A 3,373-nucleotide genomic window follows, 5' to 3' on the forward strand; every position below is an offset into this window, starting at 1 on the left:
AAACCGGGCATGCCGTATCTGGATATTTGCCGCCGTGTCAAAGATACCTTTGGCGTGCCGACCTACGCCTATCAGGTCAGCGGCGAGTATGCGATGTTGCAGGCGGCGGCCCAAAACGGCTGGCTCGATGGCGAACAGGTGATGATGGAAAGCCTATTGGCGTTCAAACGTGCGGGCTGCGATGGGATCTTGACCTATTTCGCTCCAGCTGCGGCGAAACTCTTACAAAGTTAAGCTTGGGCGTGACAGATCAGCCCGAATTGCCTATACTTACCCTACAAAAGGCGGAAAACGCCATGAAACAGGCATATAGGCGGATATCAAAATGAGCAATTTATCGCGGCGCAGCTTTGCGCTTAGCGCTGTAGCGGCTACCACATTGGCGGCATGCGGCAATGGCATTGGCGGCTCAGGCGCTGCCACGATTGATGCACGCGTTGATGCAACCTTGAACCAAATGTATTCAACCTACCCCGGTACACGGGACTTGGCCGCGCGGGCATCTGGTGTCCTTGTCATGCCGCTCGTGACTGAAGTCGGTCTAGGCATTGGTGGATCTTACGGGCGCGGCGCGCTGCGTTTGGGACCGTCAACAGTGGATTATTACTCGGCAACTTCCGGCAGCGCAGGATTGCAGATCGGCGCGCAGCAATTCAGCCATGTGCTGTTCTTCATGACGCCGGAATCCATGACCGAGTTCCGCCGCTCGCAAGGTTGGGCCGCTGGTGCAGATATAGAATATGCATTCCGAGAACAAAGCGACATGCTGCGGGCAGAGACAACGACGTCACTTGCCCCTGTTATCGCAGTAGTCTTCGGCCAAACTGGACTTCGTCTTGGTGCGACCCTTGAAGGCTCTAAATACACACGCATCATTCCATAGGCTTGTAATGGGGCGGGATCACCGCCCCAAACACTAGGCCCGCAAGCGCGCCCCTTTTGGATCAAACGGCGGTTCGGCAAGAACAACGCCACGATGTGGTTTGCCAAGGATCATCACATCGACCGCTGTTCCTGCAGCGACATCTTTGAGATACCCCAAAGCCAGCGATTTTTCGACGGAATACCCGAAGGTTCCAGACGTCACACGACCAACGGGTGTGCCATCTGGAAGAAATATCGGCTCGCCGCCTGTGGCATCTGCATTTGTCACGTCTTGGACTTCGATTAATGAAAGCATTTCGCGCGGCGCATGGTCTTTGATCTTTAAGTAACTCTCTTTGTTCAGGAATTCTTTGTCCAACTTGATCAACCGATCAAGCCCGACTTCTTGTGGCCAATACTCGGGCGAGTATTCCCGGCTCCAACTGCCATACCCTTTTTCGACCCGAAGCGACATCAGGGCGCGCGACCCGACTGGGCCTGCATCAACGGCCCGCCCTGCTTCAAGCAAAGCCTCGTAAAGGCGCAACTGGTCGGCTTGATCGCAGTGCAATTCCCACCCCAGATCACCCGTAAATGACACCCGCAATGCAATCACATCGACGCCTGCGACGTTGATCCGCTGCGAGCGCATGAACGGGAAACTCTCGGTGCTTAGGTCCGCGTTCGTCAGTCGCGCCAGCAAAGCACGCGACTGCGGTCCGGCTACATTGAACCCGCACATAGTGTCTGTGCGGCTTTCAAATGTCGTACCTTGCGGCAATGGAACCTCTTTCCAGAACCGCTGATGGTAGCGCTCTGACATGCCGCCGCCGATGATCATGAATTCATCCTCGGCCAAGCGCGTGACGGTAAAGTCGCCCGCGATCCCACCATTCACCCCAATCAATGGAGTGAGACACGACCGGCCGACCGCCTTGGGCATGTTATTGGCAAACACAGCGTTCAGCCAATCCGCAGCATCAGGACCTGTGACGAAGTATTTGGCAAAGTTGGAAATATCGATGATCCCAGCAGTTTGGCGCAGCATGCGGGCTTCTGCGCCGACGGGTTCAAACCAGTTTTGACGGGTGAAACCGTTGGTGTCTTGGGTGCCCGGCGTATCTGCAAACCAAAGCGGATGTTCCCACCCGTAGTTCAGGCCAAAGACCGCGCCCATAGCTTTTTGCTTTTCATATGCAGGACGCACGCGCACGGGCCGGCCCGCTGCCCGTTCTTCGTTCGGGAAATGAATGGCAAAACGTTTCGCGTATTGGTCGCCAACCCGCGCCTTGGTGAATTTCGCGTCTGCCCAAGGTCCAAAGCGCGCCACGTCCCACGCAAACATGTCATAGTCGCTTTCGCCATTGATGATCCATTGTGCGGCCATCAAGCCCATCCCGCCTGATTGGCTGAACCCCGGAATAATACCATTGCAGCAGAAATAATTACGCAGATCAGGGTGCGGGCCATAAAGGACATTGCTATCAGGCGACCAAATCATCGGGCCATTAATGACACGCTTGATCCCGGCCTCGCCGACGGCGGGCACCCGGTCGATCGCACGCATGATATTGTCTTCGATACGTTCCAGATCATCGGCAAACAATTCATGACCGAAACCTTGCGGGGTCCCGTCTTCGGCCCAAAAGCGCACGTCTTTTTCGTAAGCACCGACCAACAGGCCCTGCCCTTCTTGGCGCAGATAGTATTCGCCATCACGGTCCGCCACAGATGGCAGGCGGCGATCCAAACTCGCGATCTCGGGGATGGTTTCGGTGACAAAGTACTGATGCTCGGTTGGCAATAGCGGCAACGAAATACCAGCGAGCTTCGCCACTTCACGGCCCCAAAGGCCAGCTGCGTTGATCACCCATTCAGTGCGGATATTTCCGTTTGGCGTTTCAACAATCCACGTCCCGTCAGGTTGCGGTACCGTTGCCGTCACGGATGTAAAACGGTGGATTTCCGCGCCTTTTTGCCGCGCACCAATCGCATAGGCGTTGGTGACCCCCGAAGGGTCCACATTTCCACCGTCCGGTTCATACATGATGCACCGGATGCCGTCGTAGTTGACAAGTGGATGCAGTCGTTCGGCTTCGTCGCGGCTGACCTCGTGAAAGTTCATGCCATAAAACTTGGCCTTAGCCGCCTGCAAGCGCAGCTGGTGTTCGCGCTCTTCAGTTTGCGCCAAATACAGCGAACCAGGTTGAAAAACACCGCAAGACTGCCCTGTTTCCTCTTCCAGCGCGTTATAAAGGTTCATCGTATAATGCTGAATGCGACTGATATTGGTGCTGTCGTGCAGCCCATGAATGTTCGCCGCCGCGTGCCACGTTGATCCTGACGTCAGCTCGTCCCGCTCTAGCAGGACAACATCGGTCCACCCCAGTTTTGCAAGGTGATACAGGATCGAACACCCGATAACGCCGCCGCCAATTACAACCGCCTGAGCATGTGAGCGCATCGTGAAACCTTTCGTGTGATGACGCCTTCAACCCTGTGCATTGAT

At 55.7% G+C, this 3,373-nt stretch carries 2 protein-coding genes and 1 pseudogene; 2 read left to right on the forward strand and 1 reads right to left on the reverse strand.

Translation table 11 applies throughout. From position 1 onward, the window contains the following. A pseudogene (locus QZ197_RS08235) lies at positions 1 to 234 on the forward strand (porphobilinogen synthase); the annotation flags it as partial. A gap of 91 nt (positions 235 to 325) precedes the next feature. Next, positions 326 to 883, forward strand: coding sequence for a YSC84-related protein (locus QZ197_RS08240; protein WP_296431401.1), 558 nt, complete (start codon positions 326 to 328; stop codon positions 881 to 883). A gap of 33 nt (positions 884 to 916) precedes the next feature. On the opposite strand, the gene QZ197_RS08245 is transcribed toward QZ197_RS08240, so the two are convergent. After that, positions 917 to 3,328, reverse strand: coding sequence for an FAD-dependent oxidoreductase (locus tag QZ197_RS08245; protein WP_296431402.1), 2,412 nt, complete (start codon positions 3,326 to 3,328; stop codon positions 917 to 919). Positions 3,329 to 3,373: the final 45 nt, after the last annotated feature.

Source organism: Yoonia sp., assembly GCF_017854415.1.
GTDB lineage: Bacteria > Pseudomonadota > Alphaproteobacteria > Rhodobacterales > Rhodobacteraceae > Yoonia.

Excerpts from the sequence above, each read along its gene's own strand:
- QZ197_RS08240 (WP_296431401.1), top strand. The coding sequence starts at position 326 with ATGAGCAATTTATCGCGGCGCAGCTTTGCGCTTAGCGCTGTAGCGGCT.
- QZ197_RS08245 (WP_296431402.1), bottom strand. The coding sequence starts at position 3,328 with ATGCGCTCACATGCTCAGGCGGTTGTAATTGGCGGCGGCGTTATCGGG.